General features: G+C 61.7%; 15 protein-coding genes. 5 read left to right on the plus strand and 10 right to left on the minus strand.

What is annotated here, in order from left to right:
* Positions 1 to 49: 49 nt before the first annotated feature.
* From tkt to J0W34_RS06370, 3 genes are all read right to left on the minus strand, one after another.
* Positions 50 to 2,080 carry a transketolase gene (gene tkt / locus J0W34_RS06360; protein WP_230971102.1) on the minus strand — a complete coding sequence of 677 codons (2,031 nt, stop codon included), beginning with the start codon at positions 2,078 to 2,080 and terminating at the stop codon, positions 50 to 52.
* 152 nt (positions 2,081 to 2,232) lie between these two features.
* Positions 2,233 to 3,108 carry a phosphoribulokinase gene (locus J0W34_RS06365; protein WP_227817027.1) on the minus strand — a complete coding sequence of 292 codons (876 nt, stop codon included), beginning with the start codon at positions 3,106 to 3,108 and terminating at the stop codon, positions 2,233 to 2,235.
* A gap of 54 nt (positions 3,109 to 3,162) precedes the next feature.
* A complete protein-coding gene (locus tag J0W34_RS06370) occupies positions 3,163 to 3,969 on the minus strand; it encodes an inositol monophosphatase family protein (protein ID WP_227817026.1) in 807 nt (268 codons plus the stop codon).
* A 111-nt stretch (positions 3,970 to 4,080) separates the two neighbouring features.
* Between J0W34_RS06370 and J0W34_RS06375 the strand changes: the two genes are divergently transcribed.
* The 4 genes from J0W34_RS06375 to J0W34_RS06390 all read left to right on the plus strand — a co-directional run bounded on the left by J0W34_RS06375 (position 4,081) and on the right by J0W34_RS06390 (position 8,112).
* Positions 4,081 to 4,797: a 16S rRNA (uracil(1498)-N(3))-methyltransferase gene (locus J0W34_RS06375; RefSeq protein WP_227817025.1), complete on the plus strand. Its 717-nt coding sequence runs from the start codon at positions 4,081 to 4,083 to the stop codon at positions 4,795 to 4,797.
* An 11-nt stretch (positions 4,798 to 4,808) separates the two neighbouring features.
* Positions 4,809 to 6,293 carry a polyphosphate:AMP phosphotransferase gene (pap, locus tag J0W34_RS06380; protein WP_227817024.1) on the plus strand — a complete coding sequence of 495 codons (1,485 nt, stop codon included), beginning with the start codon at positions 4,809 to 4,811 and terminating at the stop codon, positions 6,291 to 6,293.
* 130 nt (positions 6,294 to 6,423) lie between these two features.
* Positions 6,424 to 7,761 (plus strand): amino-acid N-acetyltransferase, encoded by a 1,338-nt coding sequence (gene argA / locus J0W34_RS06385; RefSeq protein WP_227817023.1) that lies wholly within the window; start codon positions 6,424 to 6,426, stop codon positions 7,759 to 7,761.
* A gap of 78 nt (positions 7,762 to 7,839) precedes the next feature.
* Entirely contained in the window at positions 7,840 to 8,112 is a 273-nt protein-coding gene (locus J0W34_RS06390) for an oxidative damage protection protein (protein WP_227817022.1), read from the plus strand.
* 68 nt (positions 8,113 to 8,180) lie between these two features.
* Here the strand turns inward: J0W34_RS06390 and phoU are convergent, their stop codons facing one another.
* Both phoU and rpiA read right to left on the minus strand, forming a co-directional pair.
* On the minus strand, positions 8,181 to 8,882 hold the full coding sequence (gene phoU / locus J0W34_RS06395; RefSeq protein WP_227817021.1) for a phosphate signaling complex protein PhoU: 702 nt from the start codon (positions 8,880 to 8,882) through the stop codon (positions 8,181 to 8,183).
* Between the two features lie 67 nt (positions 8,883 to 8,949).
* Positions 8,950 to 9,612 carry a ribose-5-phosphate isomerase RpiA gene (gene rpiA, locus J0W34_RS06400; RefSeq protein ID WP_227817020.1) on the minus strand — a complete coding sequence of 221 codons (663 nt, stop codon included), beginning with the start codon at positions 9,610 to 9,612 and terminating at the stop codon, positions 8,950 to 8,952.
* Between the two features lie 191 nt (positions 9,613 to 9,803).
* On the opposite strand from rpiA, the gene J0W34_RS06405 reads away from it, so the two are divergent.
* Complete coding sequence (locus J0W34_RS06405) at positions 9,804 to 10,202, plus strand: YidB family protein (RefSeq protein WP_230971103.1); 399 nt, start codon at positions 9,804 to 9,806, stop codon at positions 10,200 to 10,202.
* A gap of 44 nt (positions 10,203 to 10,246) precedes the next feature.
* On the opposite strand, the gene J0W34_RS06410 is transcribed toward J0W34_RS06405, so the two are convergent.
* The 5 genes from J0W34_RS06410 to J0W34_RS06430 form a co-directional block, all read right to left on the minus strand.
* A complete protein-coding gene (locus J0W34_RS06410; RefSeq protein WP_227817018.1) occupies positions 10,247 to 11,392 on the minus strand; it encodes a mechanosensitive ion channel family protein in 1,146 nt (381 codons plus the stop codon).
* A 125-nt stretch (positions 11,393 to 11,517) separates the two neighbouring features.
* The gene (locus tag J0W34_RS06415; RefSeq protein ID WP_227817017.1) at positions 11,518 to 11,967 is read right to left on the minus strand and encodes a universal stress protein; all 450 of its coding nucleotides are present in this window, start codon (positions 11,965 to 11,967) and stop codon (positions 11,518 to 11,520) included.
* A 155-nt stretch (positions 11,968 to 12,122) separates the two neighbouring features.
* A complete protein-coding gene (locus J0W34_RS06420) occupies positions 12,123 to 13,907 on the minus strand; it encodes a sodium:solute symporter family protein (RefSeq protein ID WP_230971104.1) in 1,785 nt (594 codons plus the stop codon).
* A 13-nt stretch (positions 13,908 to 13,920) separates the two neighbouring features.
* Positions 13,921 to 14,184, minus strand: coding sequence for a DUF4212 domain-containing protein (locus J0W34_RS06425; protein ID WP_227817015.1), 264 nt, complete (start codon positions 14,182 to 14,184; stop codon positions 13,921 to 13,923).
* 218 nt (positions 14,185 to 14,402) lie between these two features.
* The gene (locus tag J0W34_RS06430; protein ID WP_230971105.1) at positions 14,403 to 14,699 is read right to left on the minus strand and encodes a DUF4212 domain-containing protein; all 297 of its coding nucleotides are present in this window, start codon (positions 14,697 to 14,699) and stop codon (positions 14,403 to 14,405) included.
* Between the last annotated feature and the right edge of the window lie 33 nt (positions 14,700 to 14,732).

The following is a 14,732-nucleotide window of genomic DNA, read 5'->3' on the forward strand; positions in this document are numbered from 1 at the left end:
TTGCTTCCTTTTCCAGGTTTTAGATTCTGTCTCCCTGTCGCGCCTGCGCTCAACCCACCAGGGTGCGCACGGCATCGACGACGGCATCGCTGGTGATGCCGAATTCCTTGAAAAGCTGCCCGGCCGGTGCCGACTCGCCGAAGCGGTCGATACCGATCACAGCGCCTTCAAGGCCTACGTACTTGCGCCAGAAGTCGGTCACACCGGCCTCGATGGCCACGCGGGGAGCACCCGCGGGCAGGACAGAGGCCTTGTAGGCGGCTTCCTGGCGATCGAATACATTGGTACTGGGCATGGACACCACCGACACGAAGGTGCCCACCTCGGCCAGTTTGGCCTGTGCCTCCATGGCCAGCGCGACTTCCGAGCCTGTGGCGATGATAACGGCGTGGGGCGCTTCACCGCGTGAGGCATTGCCGGCTTCGGACAATACGTAGCCACCGCGACGGATGCCGCTCACCTGCGCGGCAGAGCGCGGCTGGAACGGCAGGTTCTGACGCGAGAAGCACAGGGTGCTGGGGCCATCGGCTCGCTCGATGGCGCAGGCCCAGGCCATGGCGGATTCGGTCGTGTCGCACGGGCGCCAGACATCCATGTTGGGGATGTAGCGCAGGGTGGCGATCTGCTCGACCGGCTGGTGGGTCGGGCCATCTTCGCCCAGGCCGATGGAGTCGTGGGTGAAGACGAACAACTGACGGATCTTCATGAGCGCAGCCATGCGCAGCGCATTGCGCGCGTACTCGCTGAACATCAGGAAGGTGGCAGTGTAGGGGATGAGGCCGCCGTGCAGGGCCGCGCCGTTGGCGATGGCGGCCATGCCGAACTCGCGCACGCCGTAATACACGTAGTTGCCGCCATGCTCACGACTGACGCCCTTGGCGCCGGACCACAGGGTCAGGTTGGAGCCGGCCAGATCGGCTGAGCCGCCGAGCAGTTCCGGCAGCTTCGGGGCAAAGGCTTCGATGCTGTTCTGGCTGGCCTTGCGGGTGGCGATGGTCTCGGCTTTGTCGGTGACCTGGTCGAGCACGGCATCCACATGGGCGGTCCAGTCGCTCGGCAGTTTGCCGCTCATCCGGCGCTCGAATTCGGCGGCCAGATCAGGATGCGCAGCACGGTAGGCGGCAAAGCGCGCGTTCCACTCGGCCTCAGCCTGTGCGCCGGCTTCACGTGCGTTCCAGGCCGCGTACACGTCGTCGGGGATTTCGAACGGCGGGTGGCTCCAACCAATGTACTCGCGCGTGGCGGCGATTTCGGCATCCCCCAAGGGGGCGCCGTGCACGTCGTGGCCACCCTGCTTGTTGGGGGCGCCCGCGCCGATGACCGTTTTGCAGCAGATCAGGGTCGGCTGGGTGGTGTTGGACTTGGCCTGTTCGACGGCCGCCTGGATGGCGACCGGGTCGTGGCCCTGCACATCACGGATCACCTGCCAGCCGTAGGCTTCGAAACGCTTGGGCGTGTCGTCGGTGAACCAGCCGTCCACATGGCCGTCGATGGAGATGTTGTTGTCGTCGTAGAAGGCGGTCAGCTTGCCCAGCCCCCAGGTGCCGGCCAGCGAGCAGGCTTCGTGGGAGATGCCTTCCATCAGGCAGCCATCACCCAGGAACACCCAGGTGCGGTGATCGACGATGTCGTGTCCTGGCTGGTTGAATTCGTCCGCCAGCACTTTTTCGGCCAGCGCCATGCCGACCGCGTTGGTGATGCCCTGGCCGAGCGGGCCGGTGGTGGTTTCGATGCCGGGCGCGTAGCCGTATTCCGGGTGCCCCGGGGTCTTGCTGTGTAGCTGACGGAAGTTTTTCAGATCGTCAATGGACAGATCGTAGCCGGTCAGATGCAGCAGCGCATAGATGAGCATGGAGCCGTGACCGTTGGACAGCACGAAGCGGTCGCGATCGGCCCAGTCCGGGTTGGCCGGGTTGTGCTTGAGATGATGGCGCCACAACACTTCGGCGATTTCCGCCATCCCCATGGGTGCGCCCGGGTGGCCCGATTTGGCCTTCTGGACGGCGTCCATCGCCAGGGCGCGAATGGCACCGGTGATGGGATTGAACTGGGGGGCGGTGATGTTGCGCTCGACTGACATTGCTCTCTCGCGACGGGTGAGTCTGTGGCGGAAAAGGCGCAATTATCGTCGAAATGGGCCCACTTGGGTAGTTTCGAGACACTGGCGCCTGTCACACCTGATGTAACGTGGAAACTAAATTAACTTAATGGAATCATTAATTTGCTTGATCTTTACACCCACTGGCGTCGGCGCTCCATGAGCTTCCAGATCAGCGGGGTGAGGATCAACTGCATGGCCAGGTCGAGCCGACCGCCGGGCACGACAATGGTATTGGCGCGCGACATGAACGAGTCGTGCAGCATGCGCAGCAGGTAAGGGAAGTCCACCCCGCGTGGATCCTTGAAACGAATCACGACCATCGATTCTTCCAGCGTCGGTACGTCGCGCGCCGAAAACGGGTTGGAGGTGTCCACCACCGGCACGCGCTGGAAGTTGATGTGGGTGCGTGAGAACTGCGGCACGATGAAGTGGACGTAGTCGTGCATCCGTCGCAGCACCGTGTCCTGAACGGCTTCCTTCGAGTAACCGCGCACCCGGGTGTCCCGATGCAGCTTCTGGATCCACTCCAGGTTGATCGTCGGCACCACACCAATGAGCAGGTCCACATGGCGTGCCACGTCGACCTCTTCAGTCACCACGGCGCCATGCAGGCCTTCGTAGAACAGGCAGTCGGTGCCCACCGGCAGGTCTTCCCACTCGGTGAAGGAGCCCATCGGCAGTCCTGTCTGTACCGCCTGCGCTTCGTCGTGGATGTAATAGCGCCGCCGCCCGGTGGCCGAATCACCGTAGGAGCGGAACAACTGCTCCAGCAGGTCGAGCTTGTTCGACTCGGGGCCGAAATGGCTGATGCCGCGTTTGTTCTGCGCTTCGGCCTGCTCGATTTCCCGCTTCATCTCGTCGCGGGTATAGCGATGGAAGCTGTCACCCTCCACGATGGCGGCATTGACGTTTTCGCGATGAAAGATCGCCTCGAACGTGTGCTTGACCGTGGTGGTGCCCGCGCCCGACGAGCCGGTCACGGCGATGATCGGATGCTTCATGGACATGGGAGTGCTCCGGAAAGGGGAAAATCAGGGGCGGCAGGGCGTCATGCCCTGCAGTCAGTGGTTCTGCAGCCAGGTGCGCCACTCGGTAAACAGGCTCGGGCAGGAGGCGGCAATGACACCTCGTTTGACCGCCGGGCCGGCCAGCAGGTCGCCGCCATCGAGCGAGACCGCGGTGCCACCCGCTTCTTCGAGAATGAGATGCCCTGCGGCGTAATCCCACAGCATCTGCCCACCATGCAGGTAGACATCCAGTCTACCTGCGGCCACGAAACACCATTCGAGCGCGCTGGAACCGAAGTTGCGCTGAGAGTAATAGGGAGGGCGCACGGCCAGTTCATCGCCCAGATGGTTGCTGATGCGCTTGAAGTCAACGCCGGCGACGGCGTCTTTCAGTTCGGGCGCGGGCTCGCGTAGCGGAAGTTCCGATCCGTTGAGGAACGCGCCGGCCCCCCGCGCGGCGTAGAACGATTCGTCCGTCGCCGGGTTATAGACCACGCCGAACAGCGGTTTGTGGTCCATGAGATAGGCCACCGAGACGGCAAAGAACGGAATGCCATTGGCGAAGTTCGTGGTGCCGTCGATCGGGTCGATGCACCAGAGGCCGCGTTTGCCCTCGGCCCACAGGTGCGCCTGCTCCTCTTGCGTCATCTCTTCGCCCAGGACCGGACCCGGCGCGAGGTTGGGCAAGGCTTTTTCGAGCAGTCGCTGGGATTCCAGATCGGCCTCGGTGAACAGTGAACCGTCACTCTTGCGACGGCGGGCGACGTTCAGATAGCGCGGCAGGATGGCCTCCCGGGCGATTTCGCGAACGAGGGACTCAAGGGCGTGGGCGCGGGACAGGCGCTTGGCGGCGGTGTTCATGCTACCTCCAGCCGCACGGGCATGCGGCAGATGGATCTCGGTGATGCGGGGCGTGACGTGGAGGTCGCCTCGCGCGATTTCAGACGTCGTTGTCGGCCCTATAATAGCACGATGATTTTTCGCTTCTTTTGCCCAATCCCGCTCGTGGCGGGCGATTGCGTCGAGCTTCCTGAGGCCGCGGCGCATCATGCAGCGCGTGTTCTCAGGCTGTCGCCGGGTGCGGCGGTCGTGCTCTTCGACGGGGAGGGCGGGGCATGTGCCGGCACCATTGCTGCGGTCAAACCCCGCGTGACGGTCGATCTCCTGCAGGCTCTGCCCGCAGAGCCGCCATCGCCGGTACGCGTGACGCTTGTGCAAGCGTTGGCCGCGGCCGACAAGATGGACTGGGTGATTCAGAAAGCGGTTGAACTGGGGGTGAGCGCCATCGTGCCAGTGGCGGCGAAGCGCTCCATCCTCAGACTCGATGGTGCCCGTGCTGAAAAGCGCATGGCTCACTGGCGCAACATCGTCGTTTCCGCCTGCGAGCAATGCGGGCGCAATACCATGCCCGAACTTGCGCCCATTCAGCCACTGGGCCAATGGCTGGCCAAGGCGCAGGGGGGCTGGGTGTTGGCGCCTGGCGCCGTTCAGCCGCTGCGTGAACAGGCCCGCCCGGCGGCTGACCTGACGATTTACGTGGGGCCGGAAAGCGGTTGGGAAGAGGCGGAGCTCACGGCCATGGCAGCGCGCTGTATCGAACCGGTGCAACTGGGCCCACGTGTATTGCGCACCGAGACGGCCGGCCTGGCTGCCCTGTCGGCCATCCAAGCCCTCTGGGGCGATTTTTGAAGGATTGACACATGTTCGAATCCGCCGAGTTGGGACACCGGGTCGACAAGGCCGCCTATGAGGCCGAGGTGCCTGAATTGCGCACCCAGCTCCTCGATGCCCAGTTCGATCTGCTCGAATCGGCCGGTTTCGCGGTCGTGATCCTCGTCAATGGCGTCGATGCTGCCGGCAAGGGGGAAACGGTCAAGCTGCTGAACGAATGGCTCGATCCCCGCCACGTCATGACCCGCGCCTTCGACGCGCCATCGTCTGAAGAGCAGGAGCGCCCCCCGATGTGGCGTTTCTGGCGGGCCCTGCCGCCCAAGGGAAAGATCGGCGTGCTCTTCGGCAACTGGTACGAAGGGCCCATCAACGCCCGGGTCGAAAAAGACATCAAGCAAAGCGAGCTCGATCAACGCCTGGCTGAAATCAACCGCTTCGAGCAGATGCTCACGCGCGAAGGCGTGGTGTTGCTCAAGTTCTGGTTCCATCTTTCGTGCAAGCAGCAAAAGGCGCGGCTGGAAAAGCTCGAGTCCGACCCGCTGACCCGATGGCGCGTTACCAGAGCGGATTGGCGTAACTACAAGCAATATGATCGACGGCATGATGTGGCCGAGCATGTGGTGCGTCACACAAGCACCGCCGAGGCACCCTGGCTTATCGTGGATGGTTCCGACGAGCGTTATCGCGGTCTGCTCGTCGGTCAAACCCTGCTCGACGCACTCAGAAAGCGGCTCGACGTGGCGCACAAGTGGCAGGCCCGTGTCAGCACGGCGCCTTTGCCGCCGCAGCTCGATGAGCGCAATTTGCTGCGCCAGCTGGTGCTCGATCAGCCTCTGGACAAGAAGGATTACAACAAGGAACTGGAGCGCTGGCAGGGGCGCCTGGCGTTGTTGACCCGCAGCAAGGCCTTTTGCGAGCGCTCTCTGGTGCTGGTGTTCGAAGGAATGGACGCGGCCGGCAAAGGCGGTTCGATCCGGCGGGTAACCGCGGCGCTCGATACGCGGCAGTACCAGGTCGTGCCCATTGCCGCCCCGACAGAGGAAGAACGTGCGCAGCCTTATCTGTGGCGCTTCTGGCGTCATGTGCCGCGGCAGGGCAAGGCGGTGATTTTCGACCGCTCCTGGTATGGGCGCGTACTGGTCGAGCGGGTCGAGGGTTTCTGCTCGGAAGCCGACTGGATGCGCGCGTACGAGGAAATCAACGACTTTGAGGATGCCCTGATCCGGGCGGGTGCCGTGGTGGTGAAGTTCTGGCTGGCGATCAGTGACGAAGAGCAACTGGCCCGTTTCAAGGCGCGGGAAGTGGAGCCGCACAAGCGCCACAAGATCACCGACGAAGACTGGCGCAATCGCGAGAAATGGCCGCAATACGAACGTGCGGTGTGCGACATGATCGACCGGACCAGTACCGAGGCTGCACCGTGGACCCTGATCGAGGCAGACAATAAGCGATTCGCCCGCATCAAGGTGTTGCGCACGATCTGCGAACAGCTTGAATCCGCGTTCGATGAATAAATCAACCTGCACGATGTGCAAGCTGTCGCGCAATGCACAATCCCGTTAAACTGCGCCTCATTCAACGACTTCCGGCGGATGTTTCATCCCGTTCATGAGCTTGGGAGGCCTCGTGCATTCAGATCCAGACATGCTAGACCCGGCCAAGACGGCCAGTGATCTCACCCGTCACTTCGTGGCATGGGTGCGAGGTGCCGCGCCCTACATCCACGCCTTCCGTGGCAAGACGTTCGTGATCGGGTTCGGTGGCGAGGTGGCGACGGGGCAACTGGGCCAGGCGCTGGCCTACGATTGCAACCTGCTGGCAGCCTTGGGCATCCGGCTGGTGCTTGTCCATGGCGCGCGCCCGCAGATCGACGCAGAAATGGAGCGGCGCGGGCTGGAGTCCCGTTTTCACAACGGCGTGCGGGTCACCGATGCCGCAGCGCTCGATTGTGTGAAGTCGGCCATGGCGGTCACACGTCTTGAGCTCGAAGCGCGGCTCTCGCAGGGGCTGCCCAACACCCCCATGGCCGGAAGCTACATGCGCGTGACCGGGGGAAATTTCATCACGGCGCGGCCGGTCGGCGTGGTCGACGGGGTGGATCTTCAGTTCACCGGGAAAGTGCGCAAGATCATGGCCGACGAAATCGCCGCCGACCTGGATCAACAGAATGTGGTCCTGATCTCGTCGCTGGGGACATCGCCGTCGGGTGAGATTTTCAACCTGCCCGTCGAGGAAGTGGCCGAATCCGTGGCCGTGGCGCTGAACGCCGAAAAGCTGCTGTACCTGTGCGATGCGCCGGGTCTGCTCGACGAACAGGGGGAGTTGATCGATTCGGTCACCGCCGATGAAGCCGAGCGCATGCTGCTCGCTGGCCAGGGACTGACCGAGGATCTTGACCTGTTTCTGCCGTGTGCCATTCGGGCGGTGCGTCAGGGCGTCCACCGGGCTCACCTCATCGACCGCGATCGGGACGGTGGTCTGTTGCTCGAATTCTTTACCCACCAGGGCGTGGGTACCATTCTGTCGCGCGATCCGCTCTTCCGTCTGCGAGAAGCCACCGTAGAAGACGTGGGGGCCCTGGTGACGCTTCTGGAGCCTCTGGAGGCGGATGGCACATTGGTGCGTCGTGGTCGCGAGTTGCTTGAACAGGAAATCACCCGTTTTTCGGTGGTGGAGCACGACGGCGTGCTGGTCGGCTGTGCCGCGCTCTATCCCTTCAGCGAAGAGAAGGCGGGGGAAATGGCGTGTGTGGCAGTGATGACCGAGTTCCGTCGCGCCGGCCTGGGGGAAATGCTCATGCGTCGCATCGAGCGCCGCGCTCGCGAACAGCAGCTTGAGGCGCTGTTCGTGCTCACGACACGGACGGCCCACTGGTTTCGCGAGCGTGGCTTTGACGAGGTGAGCCCGGACCGTCTGCCCAGTCTGAAGCGGGAGCTCTACAACCTGCAGCGGCGATCCAAGGTGCTCATGAAGCCGATCTGAGGCGGCAGCGCAGCACGGGCGTGGCAATCACGCTAGAATGAACCATTGTTTTTCCGCTATCAGAACGCAGGTATCGACATGACGCGAATGGTCAAATGCATCAAGCTGGGTGAGGAAATGGAAGGGCTGGATCGCCCGCCGGTGCCCGGCGAGCTGGGTAAGAAAATCTACGAAAACGTGTCCAAGGAAGCGTGGGCCCAGTGGGTGAAGCATCAGACGATGCTGATCAACGAAAACCGCCTGAACCTGATGGATGCGCGTGCGCGGAAGTACCTGTCGGAGCAGATGGAACGCCATTTCTTCGGTGACGGTGCTGATGGCATCGGTGGGTTCGTGCCGCCGTCTGCCTGAATCGGGCGCTGCACAACAAAAAAGGACGGCCGTGGCCGTCCTTTTTTGTCGGGTGTCGTGATCCGGCCTCAGTCGTTGGCCACTTCCTGCTCGAGGGCTTCGATGCCCGCGTGGCGAATATCCCGACCCTTGACCATATAAACCACGTACTCGGACATGTTCTTGGCATGATCGCCGATGCGCTCGACGGCCTTGGCCATGAACAGCATGTCGATGCCGGCCGAGATGGTGCGCGGGTCTTCCATCAGGAAGGTGATCAACTGGCGGATGATGCCCTTGAATTCGGCATCCACCTGCTTGTCCTCGCGCACGATGTCGGCCACCGAGGAAATGTCGAGCCGGGCGAAGGCATCCAGCGTCTTGCGCAGCATGTCGATGGCGATATTGGCCGAGTGACGCAGCTCGATGCGCGGCTGGAAAGGCTTCTCGCCTGAGTGCAGACGCTTGCTCATCTTGGCGATCTTCTTGGCCTCGTCACCGATGCGCTCCAGGTCGGTGATCATCTTGAAGACGGTCATGACCAGACGCAGGTCGCGCGCCGTGGGCTGGCGCTTGGCGATCATGTGGGTGCAGGCTTCGTCGAGCTCGATCTCCATCAAATTGATGCGGTGATCGTCATCAATGACGTGTTCGAGTTCGTCGAGATCGCCATTGGCGAGCCCGTCGAGTGCCCGGGCAATCTGGAGTTCGACCATACCCCCCATCTGCAACACCTTGGTGCGCATTTGTTCGAGTTCAGCATCGAATTGCTTGGAGATGTGCTCGTTCATGGGGGGGAGAGAATCCAAGTCCACTGAGAAGGCAGACATGTTATTTCGCTTCGATGACATAAATATTTCAGCCTTCTTTGATTTCGCGTACGCCCTCTGGGGTCGCGAGCAGGAGCACGTCGGCGCCACGAAGGGCAAACAGTCCGTTGGTGACCACGCCGGCGATCTGATTGACGGTGGTTTCAAACCCCTTGGGGTCGGTGATCTCGAGATCGTGAACGTCGAGAATGATGTTGCCGTTGTCAGTGGTGAAGCCCTCGCGGAGCACCGGGCGGCCACCCAGTGCCTCGAGCTGGCGGGCGACATGGGCTCGCGCCATCGGGATGACTTCCACCGGCAGCGGGAACTTGCCCATGACCGCGACCTGCTTGCTCTGGTCGCAGATGCAGACGAAGCGGCCGGCAACTGCGGCAACGATCTTCTCGCGGGTCAGCGCGCCGCCACCACCCTTGATCATGGCGAGCGAGCCGTCGATTTCGTCGGCGCCGTCCACATAGACAGGCATCTCGCTGACGTCGTTGAGATCGAACAGGCGAATGCCGTGGCTGGCCAGGCGTTGTGCACTTGCTTCCGAACTGGCCACCGCACCCTTGATGTCCTCCTTCATGCGGCCGAGGCCGTCAATGAAGAAGTTGGCCGTCGAGCCGGTGCCGACGCCCACGATGCTGCCTTTCTCAACAAAGGCCAGGGCGGCCTCTGCGGCCGCTTTCTTCATTTCGTCTTGTGTCATTTCTGGTGTGTCAAAAAGGTCGGTCAATGGTGCCATTCTAGCCAATAGAGAAGGCCAGCTGGGGGTGTTCCATACAAACTTGGCTCGCGGCGAAAACGTGAAACCCTGTCTCGGGACTTGAGGCCGTGCGCTCAAGCGGCCATCATGAATGGTTCAAGGATGTCATCGGTGTATGCAAAAGGAGAGAACGCATGGGATTGTTTGATCAATTGGCAGGGCAGGTACTGGGCGGCGGCCAGAACGGCAATATGGTTCAACTGGTCATGGCACTGATCAACAATACCGAAGGGGGGCTGCCCGGGCTGATTTCCCGCCTGCAGGCCGGGGGGCTGGCCGAGCAGGTGAGCAGCTGGCTGGGTGGCGGTTCGAATGAATCGGTGGGTGCAGGTGAAATCACCAACGCACTGGGCGACGGCATGATCGGTCAGTTGGCCAACCAGTTCGGCATGAGCCATGGCGATGTCGCGGGTGGCCTTGCTCAGGCGCTACCGGGGCTTATCGACAAGCTCTCCCCGCAAGGCGAAGTGTCGAACGACAATGCATTGCTGGAGCAGGGTTTGTCCATGCTTGGCGGCATGTTTGGTCGCTGAGCGGGTCTGGCAGCAACGAAAAAGCGCCCCGCGGGGCGCTTTTTTCATGCCTTGGCTGATTCGCTGGCGGCCACCAGTTGTGGCGCGGATTCGATATGTAGCCCTTCAGGCAAGTGGAGGGTGCGCGTCGGAAAGGCAATTTCCGCTCCATGCGCTTCGATGATGCCGGCAACCTTGAGCAGCACGTCTTGTTTCACTTCGTGGAACTTCACCCATTGAGTCGTTTTGGTGAAGGTGTAGACGAAGAAATCGAGCGATGAGGCGTTGAAAGCGTCGAAGTGCACGATCATGGTCTGTGTCTCATCGATCTCGTCGTGCTCAACCAGCATCTGGCGAACCGCGTCGGTGATCGACTGCATCTTGTCCAGATCGTCGTAACGAATACCGATGGTTTCGTAGATGCGCCGATGGGTCATGCGCGAGGGGTTCTCGACCGAAATCTGCGTGAACACCGAGTTGGGCACATACAGCGGACGCTTGTCGAAACGCCGGATGCGTGTCAGGCGCCAGCCGATTTCCTCCACGGTGCCTTCGATATCCCGGTCTGGCGAACGGACCCAGTCGCCGACCGCGAAGGGGCGGTCGAAGTACACCATCATGGCGCCAAAGAAATTGGCCAGCAGGTCCTTGGCCGCAAAACCCACCGCGATGCCGCCGATACCGCCGAAGGCAAGAACGCCCGAAATGGAGAAGCCGAGCGATTGCAGAACGATGAGCACGGCGGTGATGAGCACGGCCAGGCGCAGCAGCTTGGCGATGGCATTGACCGTGGTCTGATCGGTCGGCTTGCCCAGCTTCGTGCGATGCCTCACCAAGGCCACTTCAATGTTCTTGATCAGGCGCGAGCATGCCCAGGCGATGAGGGCAACGACGCCGATGGTGCGGACCGGTTCGATGACGCCGAAGATGGGCGCCTCGGTGTGCTTGCCGACCATTTCGGCGGCAAAGGCGATGCCGTTGAGCCAGATGAGGAAGCGCAGTGGTCGGCCGATGGCCTCCAGCGCCGCCTCGTCCCAGACGCTATCGGTCTTGTGCGTGCGCGCCAGCAGCTGGCGCAACACGATGCCGAGCACGAAGTTGATGAGCAGCACGCCCACCACGACGAGGAAGACTTGAACGATCAGCCCGCTATGGGCGATGTCGATGCCAATGGCGCTAAACCATTGTTTGATGAATTCGGGTACTTGCATGATGTGCGTGTGGCGTCTGTTTTCTGCGTGAAAACCGAAGCAACTCGGCCTGAACGGCACGCCTGTGGGCGTGCCGGGCGCATCATACCAGCGCCTGTTCGCGGGCGCTCGTCAGTGGAACTGAATCAGCCGGCGCCGCGAACGATCAGCACCGAAATACCCACTTTTTTCAGCAGGCGCTCGGCCACGCTGCCCAGGATCAGGCGCTGTACGCCGCGTCGCCCGTGCGAACCGACCACCAGCAGATCGCCGCCAAGCTCCTGAACGGCTTGATGGACCTGATCCGAGGTGGACTGATGGCGAGAGGTGAGCAGTCGTGTCTTGGCCGTCATGCCGGCATCGGCTGCAATCTGTGCCGCGTTGTCGAGGACGGTCTGGCCTTCATTGATGAGCGCTGCCTCCACTGCATCGCGATTGGCCAGAGTGGTGTGGGTGAAGTGTGCGAACAGCGCCTCGTCCACGGCGTGGACCAGTGTCAGCTCAGCGCCACTGGCAGTCGCGAGAGCCACGGCCTCGCGGATGGCTCGCGTCGAGGTGTCGCTGTCGTCAATGGCAGCAATGATGTGTTGGTACATGGGAAGTATGGCTTCGGGGTAGGAAAAGATGCTTGCGAGGCTAGCACTGAGGGGCACTGGCGGTTATCCGCGTTTTCCCGTAGTGCGTGCAGAAATGAAAAAGCCCCCGCCGAAGCGGGGGCTTGTCCGAATCACGCTTGCGCGTTTTTTCGGTATCAGTGACCGGTGGCCACACCAGCACCACGCGGGGTACGGATGGACTCGACCAGATCCTGAATGTGCTGCGGCGGCTCGGCGGTCATCTTGCACACGATCATGGCGACTGCGAAGTTCACCACTGCGCCGATAGCACCGAAGGCGTTCGGCTGGATGCCAAGGAACCAGTTGGGGCCCAGATCACCCAGGAACTCAGTGCCCTTCACGAAGAAGATGCCTTTGTGCTGGAACACGTACAGCATGGTCACCAGAATGCCGGACAGCATGCCTGCGATCACACCTTCCTTGTTCATGCGCTTGTAGAAGATACCGAGCATGAGGGCCGGGAAGATGGACGATGCAGCCAGACCGAAGGCGATGGCCACGGTACCTGCGGCGAAGCCCGGGGGGTTCAGACCGAGGTAACCAGCCACCACGATGGCGCCCGCCATGGCGATACGACCGGCGTTCAGCTCCTGCTTCTCGCTGATGTTCGGGGTGAAGACACCCTTCATCAGGTCATGCGAGATGGCGGAGGAGATGGCCAGCAGCAGACCGGCAGCGGTCGACAGTGCAGCAGCCAGACCACCGGCGGCGACCAGGGCGATCACCCAGTTCGGCAGCTTGGCGATTTCCGGGTTGGCCAGCACGATGATGTCGCGGTCAACCTTGACCATCTCGTTGCCTTTCCAGCCGAAGGACTCGGCCTTGGCTGCCATTTCCGGGTTCTTGTCGTTGTAGTACTGGATGCGGCCGTCACCGTTCTTGTCTTCGAACTGCAGCAGACCGGTGGCTTCCCAGTTCTTGAACCACTGGGGACGCTCGTCGTACTTCAGGTTGCCGTCCGGAGCGCCGATTTCGCCAGTTTGGATGGTTTCGTGCAGGTTCAGGCGAGCCATGGCGCCGACAGCCGGAGCGGTCGTGTAGAGGATCGCGATGAACACCAGCGCCCAACCCGCGGAGGAGCGGGCATCAGCCACTTTCGGCACGGTGAAGAAGCGGACGATCACGTGCGGCAGACCTGCGGTACCGATCATCAGCGACATGGTGTAGACAAACATGTCGAAGCGGCCGGCGATGGTCTGTTCCGTGTATTTCGGGAAGCCCAGTTCGGTCACCACCAGATTGAGCTTGTTCAGCAGGGTCATGCCCGAGCCGTCAGCCATGGTGGAACCCAGACCCAGTTGCGGCAGCGGGTTGCCGGTCAGGTTCAGGGAGATGAAGATGGCCGGGATGGTGTAGGCCAGAATCAGCACCACGTACTGGGCGATCTGGGTATAGGTAATACCCTTCATGCCGCCGAGCACGGCGTAGGCGAACACGATGGCCATACCGATGTACAGGCCGGTGTCGTATTCCACTTCCAGGAAGCGGGAGAACGCGACGCCAACACCCTTCATCTGGCCGATCACGTAGGTGATGGAAGCCAGGATCAGGCAGATGACGGCCACGATACGCGCGCCGTTGGAGTAGTAACGATCGCCGATGAACTCGGGCACCGTGAACTTGCCGAACTTGCGCAGGTACGGAGCGAGCAGCATGGCCAGCAACACGTAGCCACCGGTCCAGCCCATCAGGAACAGGGAAGCGCCATAGCCGTTGTAGGCGATGAGACCTGCCATGGAGATGAAGGAGGCTGCCGACATCCAGTCAGCGCCGGTGGCCATACCGTTGGCGACCGGGTGGACACCACCGCCGGCGGTGTAGAACTCGCCGGTGCTGCCAGCACGTGCCCAGAAGGCGATACCGAGGTAGAGCGCGAAGGTCGCGCCAACCACGATGTAGGTTAGGGTCTTAAGATCCATTCGTCCGCTCTCCTCAGTCTTCGTGAACGTCGTGTTTGCGGTCGATCTTGCCCATTGCTGATGCGTACCAGAAGGTAAGGATCAGGAAGACGTAGATCGAACCCTGTTGAGCGAACCAGAACCCGAGCGGGTAGCCGCCGATGTGGATGGTGTCGAGCATCGGCTGCAGAATGATGCCGAGGCCAAACGGAACGATGAACCAAATAATGAGAATCGTGGTCAGCAGTCCGAGCGTGTCGCGCCAGTACGCTTCGCCGGATCCTTGAGGCTTCTCCATCGCGTGTCTCCTCTCAAATATTGTTGAAAGCCAGTCTTCCGGACCGACCGATGCCGGTTGTCAGAATGACCCCTGACGCCCGCCACCGGACCGTGTGCTTTGGTTTTGACGCACGCCGCACGCTGCCGGAAGAGGTTGGGCAAGGGCAGTATCGAGAAGAAAACTTACAGAAACCTTAAAGATCTTTATGTGTCGATAAAATGGCTTGAAATGCGCATTTAATCGTCGCTGAATGGCCCTCGGGCCTGAGACAGCGGGGGTGAAGCCTCTTGCTGATAGCGGCGGTCGAGCTGCTCCATGCGACGTACATAGATGGCGATGATGACCAGAAAGGCGACGAGCGCGCCCTGCGCGAAGAGGTAGAAGCCCAATGGAAAGCCGAACACTTCAAAGCGGTTGAGGTCGGCGGCAAAGTAGCCGCCGACGAACGTCACCGCAAACCACACGCACAGCAGGGTGAGGGTCAGTTGCAGGTTCTTGCGCCAGTAGCGGGCTTGGGCAGGCGTGGGGTCCATGGTCGAGGGCGTCCTCCAGCGCGCAGTATGGGG

The sequence above is a fragment of the Nitrogeniibacter aestuarii genome, from assembly GCF_017309585.1.
Taxonomy (GTDB): Bacteria; Pseudomonadota; Gammaproteobacteria; order Burkholderiales; family Rhodocyclaceae; genus Nitrogeniibacter; species Nitrogeniibacter aestuarii.

Bases quoted from the DNA above. Each gene is read 5' to 3' on its own strand.
- tkt (WP_230971102.1), bottom strand. From the start codon at position 2,080: ATGTCAGTCGAGCGCAACATCACCGCCCCCCAGTTCAATCCCATCACC.
- J0W34_RS06365 (WP_227817027.1), bottom strand. From the start codon at position 3,108: ATGTCCATGAAGCATCCGATCATCGCCGTGACCGGCTCGTCGGGCGCG.
- J0W34_RS06370 (WP_227817026.1), bottom strand. From the start codon at position 3,969: ATGAACACCGCCGCCAAGCGCCTGTCCCGCGCCCACGCCCTTGAGTCC.
- J0W34_RS06375 (WP_227817025.1), top strand. From the start codon at position 4,081: ATGATTTTTCGCTTCTTTTGCCCAATCCCGCTCGTGGCGGGCGATTGC.
- pap (WP_227817024.1), top strand. From the start codon at position 4,809: ATGTTCGAATCCGCCGAGTTGGGACACCGGGTCGACAAGGCCGCCTAT.
- argA (WP_227817023.1), top strand. From the start codon at position 6,424: ATGCTAGACCCGGCCAAGACGGCCAGTGATCTCACCCGTCACTTCGTG.
- J0W34_RS06390 (WP_227817022.1), top strand. From the start codon at position 7,840: ATGACGCGAATGGTCAAATGCATCAAGCTGGGTGAGGAAATGGAAGGG.
- phoU (WP_227817021.1), bottom strand. From the start codon at position 8,882: ATGAACGAGCACATCTCCAAGCAATTCGATGCTGAACTCGAACAAATG.
- rpiA (WP_227817020.1), bottom strand. From the start codon at position 9,612: ATGACACAAGACGAAATGAAGAAAGCGGCCGCAGAGGCCGCCCTGGCC.
- J0W34_RS06405 (WP_230971103.1), top strand. From the start codon at position 9,804: ATGGGATTGTTTGATCAATTGGCAGGGCAGGTACTGGGCGGCGGCCAG.
- J0W34_RS06410 (WP_227817018.1), bottom strand. From the start codon at position 11,392: ATGCAAGTACCCGAATTCATCAAACAATGGTTTAGCGCCATTGGCATC.
- J0W34_RS06415 (WP_227817017.1), bottom strand. From the start codon at position 11,967: ATGTACCAACACATCATTGCTGCCATTGACGACAGCGACACCTCGACG.
- J0W34_RS06420 (WP_230971104.1), bottom strand. From the start codon at position 13,907: ATGGATCTTAAGACCCTAACCTACATCGTGGTTGGCGCGACCTTCGCG.
- J0W34_RS06425 (WP_227817015.1), bottom strand. From the start codon at position 14,184: ATGGAGAAGCCTCAAGGATCCGGCGAAGCGTACTGGCGCGACACGCTC.
- J0W34_RS06430 (WP_230971105.1), bottom strand. From the start codon at position 14,699: ATGGACCCCACGCCTGCCCAAGCCCGCTACTGGCGCAAGAACCTGCAA.